Raw genomic sequence first — 4,753 nt, 5'->3', positions numbered from 1 at the left:
CGCCCGAGCTGGTCGGCGACACCCGACCCAATCCCGTCTTCCGAGCTTCTCTGAAGCTGCCCGACGCTTGGACCCACCTCTTTCGGGCTTCGCCTCCGCGAAGCAGCCGTTCGTCGCCACCTGAACCCGGCCAGGAGCAGTCGGTCGCGAGCGGCGGCTTCACCGAAGCTCTGGCCAGCGTGAGGAACCCGGCGGCCGCAGAGGGCGGACAAACACGCGCCGAGAACGGTTCCGACGCAGCTGACGCAGTCATATGCCCCCTTCGGCGAAACACTTCCGTGCAAGGCTTGTAGTCGACAGCGCCACAGGGCAAAGTGCCTGCGTCCTTGGGGGACTGGCGGTGTAACGCGACGAAGCGATAGAGTGCCCGGTACCCAACCCAAGTGGAGCCTGCTTATGTCGCTGACCGATCTTCGCACTGAACTCCGCGCCACAGCTATGCCGGCCTCAGCAGCTGACAAGAAGGCATTTGTCGAGCGCTTCTTGATGCGGACGACCGACATCATGGAGATTGAGCGTCGCGATCCCGACGCTTGGGAGGCGATGCACATCTTCTCCACTCTGGGTGCCATCGCAAGCGGTGCCTATCACCTCGCGACAAGGTACGCGGAGCTAGCGATGGCGCCGTCTGAGGAGCGAGCGCAAGAGTGGCGGAAGGAAGGTACCGTCACCAGGCGCCAGCTTGTAGATGCCATCCATCAGATTCGGCAGTTGGATCCTGTCGCCGATTGGAGCGGTGGCTGATGCGATAGAGGTCGATTGCGACTCGAACTGACGCGCGCTTGGGCTTGACGACCGAAGGACTAAGAATGAAGTTCGATCGAAGCTTTGGACGAGGTCTATTGTTCGGCACCACAAGCGTTTTGCTGCTGGTCGCTGGCGGCCTGAACCTCGCAGTAGGTACTTGGTACGCCTGGCAGCGCGACGTCTCAATAGCGGGCACGTCGCTGACAGCGGGTGTCGTACTGCTCTTCGCCGCAACAATAGATCGATTCGAGTTCCTCAAAGGCCTCGGCATGGAGGCGAAGGTTCGCGAGGTGGACGACAAGCTCGATCGCGCCAACCAACTCCTCGACAAAGTGCGTACCCTGACGGAGCTGACCGCAGAAGCGAACGTCGAGGCTCTGAGTCGCGTTGGGCGTTGGAGTGATTCTCCTGGGCCACGAGATTCATACCAAGTCGCACAGCGATTCAGAACCATGCTGGTCTCGAATGGCTCAGATGAGGCAGCGGTAGCAAAGGTGCTGCGCCCTTGGGTCAGGGTCTTCTGCCTTGACCTCTGTCGTGCACTGATGGCACCTGTCGACAATGAACTCCTTGAAGCGCTGCGAGCTTTGGACAAGGAGAGTGCAAGACACAAGGGGCCAGTGGACAAAGCAGACCCGGCGTGGCAGGCCAGGAACGAGCACCGAATCAATCTAAGTAGATTCCGGCAGGCAATTACGCACGGCATGGCCGAGTTGAACCTCGAAGAGCTACCGGGCACTCTGCTACAACTCGGAGAAGCTGCCCTTCCGTTGACGCCGCGGTCAGGCCCTGCGGCCAATGAGAAGATCATCGCCTACACGCCGCAGATGCGTTCGCTCATTCGGACTTTAAGGCTGGATGATCCCGAGCCGTGGATCGCGGAGATCGAAAACTTTAGACCGCAATGAGACCCTGGACTTCGAGTATCTCGCTCACCGGCCTGGAGAGAGTGTTGAAAAGCCTCCGGCTCGCATTGGTGATTGCGATCACGTCAGTCCATGCGACTGAACCTGCGGCGCCGCTTGCCTACGATTCCAACTCGCCCGCCGCACTTGAGGCGAAGGCCAAGTACGACGGCTACTCCAGAGACGGGCAGGCACTTCGGACTACCGACCTCTACAGGGAACTGGAGCGACTGGATGCCGCGAAGAAGAGTCGGCTGGCGCTATTGACACAGCCCAATGAGATTCTCTCGGCCGTGTTTCAAATAGCCGACGACGACATGCGGGCTATCTCATACGCCTCGGTTCTACAGAAGCGTGGTGAGAGCGGTGATCCGTACGCGTCGTTCTTCTACGGTGTCCGTCAGTGGGACTTTTGCTTGCAGCTACAGCGACAACAAGGCGATGGCTGGACCAAACAAGCGAAGGAATGCTGGCAAGGTGTCCTACCCGCATTCAAAAGGGCGTCGGACGCTCAAATAGCCGACGCCAGCTTCAACATTGGAAAGCTGTACGAAAACGGTTTCGGAGTCCTACCTTCAAAGCTGGTTGCGGCCGAGTGGTATGTGAAGTCTGCGGAGCAGTACAACAAGGCGAAGTCTCGCGATGAGGCGCTCACCGCAGTCGAAAAGGCAGTGGACTTGGTACCCGACCACCCTGCCGCCCTTCGCCTGCGGAAGTCGATGCTCAAGTAGTTGAGTGGAATTCTGGATCTCCGGACGGCCTACCCCCTCCATCGAGGGGACAACTTGCGCCAAGGCGCGCAGGCCGCCATCTACGCCGCACGCTGACGACAGCTTTCCGCCATCGTGATCGCCGACACAGAAGTCCGCTCCGGGTCGAGACATGACCGACCGTGCGCCAAGTTCGCTGCCGCAGATCAGCCGTTCAAGGTAGGGCGCCTGGAAGCAGCCCGTTATCGCCGGGCGCTGGCGACCCGTTGCCGTCGTTGAGTTCGCTGACGAATCGACCCGAAAGCGGCCCCTGGGACACGCCGGCATTCTCTGTGCTCCCGGCCGCGTCGGCGCTTCACTTTTTCGTGTCAGCGCGACACGAAGCGGCCCCTCACCGAACCGTGGTCGGGGTCGGTGGCACCCCACGTCCAGTGACCGAATCGAGTGTTGCGGTAGTCTGCGTACGCACGTCGGATTTCGTCGAGTGAGTTCATGACGAAGGGCCCGTGCTGCACGACGGGTTCGGCCAACGGACGGCCTTGAAGCAGCAGAAGTTGCGCCTCCGCTGAGCCGTTGGCCAGTTCGACGGGCGCTGAGCAGTCGACCTCAATGGCTGAGCCCGCCTCGACGCTGTCGCCAGCGATGCTCAACGAGGAGCCGCAATAGAAGAACAGTTGCCTTCGTGTGCCGCTACCTGACGCGGCAGGCAGTTGCCACTTCGCACCTGGCGCCATCTTCAGCGTCCAGATGGCGACGTCCGAGTCCGGGTCCGCCGCCCACGACCTTGAAGGCGGAGGCCGAGGAGCTGGCATGTCGACTCCGTGCAGGCTCCCGACGATGCATGTGACCTCGGTGCGGCCATTGGCTCCGGTCACCACATGGCGAGGAATGTCCTCTGCCCAGAACATCGTGAAGTTTGGGTCGGCCATCTTGTCGCGCGCCGGCAGGTTGAGCCAAATCTGCAACAGCTCCAGCGTGTTTGGTTTGACAGCGTCAAGCAGGGGGAACATCTCGGCATGCACGATGCCGCGCCCAGCGGTCAGCCACTGCACGTCACCCGCTCCATAGCGGGCGCTGGCGCCGAGTGAGTCCGAGTGGTCCACCACGCCCTGGCGAACGATGGTGATGGTCTCGAACCCACGATGCGGATGGGCGGGGAAGCCGGGTACCGTCTGACCGAAGTACATGCGCCAGTCCTTGCGGGCGGCGTCGCCGGGCAGCGGGTCACCCGGCCCCAGGTTGGCGTTTCCCGGCGGGTAGTGGTCGACATGGTGGGCACAGACGAGGAAGGGGTCGATGGTCTCCCAAGGCGTCCCGAGCCGGGTGATGCCGATGATGGAACTGTTCATTGGATGGTTCGCTGAGAAGAAGTGCCGCCGAGCTCGCTCACCTGTCGGGCCTGATGTGGGCCAGAAGAAGCGGCGCCAACTCAGCGCTTGTGTCTTCTTGGTTTGTCTTAGCCCAGCTTGACGAGGTTCTGAAGAATCAGCGACCCGCCCATGCCAATCAGCATTCCGCCTTCGTTGACCTTGCCGAGCATGACCGGCGCGAAGCCTAGGTCGGCGACCAGCTTGGCCATCGCGGACTCGGCGCCTTCGTCGTTGCTCGACACAAACATGACGCGGCGGCCCCCGTTCACGGATGGGTCCTGCGCCAGCAGCTTCGCGGGAAGCTGATTCAGCGTCTTGACCACCTTGGCACCGGGGAAGGCGGAGGCCACGACGTCGGTGGAGGCTTGCCCCTTCAGCTCCTCCGGCGAAACGCCGTAGGTGTTCATCGCGTCGACGACGACCTTGCCCGACCAGCTCGGTAGTGCCTGGGCGACAGTCGTGTGGGCACGGAATGGGACGGCGAGGATGACCACGTCGGCCTTGAGCGCGTCCTGAAGCGTCAGCGGGACCACCTTGTCGCCCAGTTCCTTGACCAACGGTGCGATGGAGTCAGGTCCGCGCGTGTTGGCGATACCGACGGCGATGCCGCTGCGAGCGAATTGACGGGCCAGGGCGGTTCCGACGTTGCCGGAGCCGATGATGGAGTAGGTCATGATGATTTCCTTCTAGGGATGGATTGAGAGGTTGAGGTCGCCGACCAATGAGCCGCGAAGGGCTTGGGAAGCTACCCTCGGGTGTGTCAGGCACGACGCGGTTCGGCGTACGTCGGGCCTGCGCAGGGCGCTACTTCTGCATGGCGAGTCCGAGCATGTGCCCCATGAGCACCTGCTTTGTCCGCAGGTACGCCTCGTTCTCGGCGTGGGGCGTGGACGTCAGGGGCACCCGCTCGACAATCTGCAGCCCAAAGTCAACGATGCCGTCGTACTTGCGCTGGTTGTTCGTCATCAGGCGCAACTTGGAGACACCGAGGTCCCGCAGGATTTGGGCACCGACGGCATAG

5 protein-coding genes and 1 pseudogene are annotated in these 4,753 nt (G+C 61.9%); 3 read left to right on the top strand and 3 right to left on the bottom strand.

The window, feature by feature from the left end; translation table 11 throughout:
• Window positions 1-396 precede the first annotated feature (396 nt).
• The 3 genes from AC1DYI_RS26815 (at window position 397) to AC1DYI_RS26805 (ending at window position 2,383) form a co-directional block, all read left to right on the top strand.
• The gene (locus AC1DYI_RS26815; protein WP_477207176.1) at window positions 397-744 is read left to right on the top strand and encodes a hypothetical protein; all 348 of its coding nucleotides are present in this window, start codon (window positions 397-399) and stop codon (window positions 742-744) included.
• 65 nt (window positions 745-809) lie between these two features.
• Window positions 810-1,655: a hypothetical protein gene (locus tag AC1DYI_RS26810; protein ID WP_477207175.1), complete on the top strand. Its 846-nt coding sequence runs from the start codon at window positions 810-812 to the stop codon at window positions 1,653-1,655.
• Window positions 1,652-2,383 (top strand): hypothetical protein, encoded by a 732-nt coding sequence (locus AC1DYI_RS26805; protein ID WP_477207174.1) that lies wholly within the window; start codon window positions 1,652-1,654, stop codon window positions 2,381-2,383. The genes AC1DYI_RS26810 and AC1DYI_RS26805 overlap by 4 nt, the downstream gene beginning before the upstream one ends.
• A 347-nt stretch (window positions 2,384-2,730) precedes the next feature.
• On the opposite strand, the gene AC1DYI_RS26800 is transcribed toward AC1DYI_RS26805, so the two are convergent.
• From AC1DYI_RS26800 to AC1DYI_RS26790, 3 genes and pseudogenes are all read right to left on the bottom strand, one after another.
• Complete coding sequence (locus AC1DYI_RS26800) at window positions 2,731-3,711, bottom strand: pirin family protein (RefSeq protein ID WP_477207173.1); 981 nt, start codon at window positions 3,709-3,711, stop codon at window positions 2,731-2,733.
• A 107-nt stretch (window positions 3,712-3,818) separates the two neighbouring features.
• Complete coding sequence (locus AC1DYI_RS26795; RefSeq protein ID WP_477207172.1) at window positions 3,819-4,406, bottom strand: NADPH-dependent F420 reductase; 588 nt, start codon at window positions 4,404-4,406, stop codon at window positions 3,819-3,821.
• Between the two features lie 130 nt (window positions 4,407-4,536).
• A pseudogene (locus AC1DYI_RS26790) lies at window positions 4,537-4,753 on the bottom strand (bifunctional 3,4-dihydroxy-2-butanone-4-phosphate synthase/GTP cyclohydrolase II); the annotation flags it as partial.

This window comes from Ideonella sp. P3_A4 (assembly GCF_056403075.1).
The sequence above is the reverse complement of the archived record's forward strand: the minus strand, read 5'-3'. Positions and strand labels throughout refer to the sequence as shown.

What these genes read in the sequence shown, in the direction of transcription:
- AC1DYI_RS26815 (WP_477207176.1), top strand. Translation starts at nt 397, where the DNA reads ATGTCGCTGACCGATCTTCGCACTGAACTCCGCGCCACAGCTATGCCG.
- AC1DYI_RS26810 (WP_477207175.1), top strand. Translation starts at nt 810, where the DNA reads ATGAAGTTCGATCGAAGCTTTGGACGAGGTCTATTGTTCGGCACCACA.
- AC1DYI_RS26805 (WP_477207174.1), top strand. Translation starts at nt 1,652, where the DNA reads ATGAGACCCTGGACTTCGAGTATCTCGCTCACCGGCCTGGAGAGAGTG.
- AC1DYI_RS26800 (WP_477207173.1), bottom strand. Translation starts at nt 3,711, where the DNA reads ATGAACAGTTCCATCATCGGCATCACCCGGCTCGGGACGCCTTGGGAG.
- AC1DYI_RS26795 (WP_477207172.1), bottom strand. Translation starts at nt 4,406, where the DNA reads ATGACCTACTCCATCATCGGCTCCGGCAACGTCGGAACCGCCCTGGCC.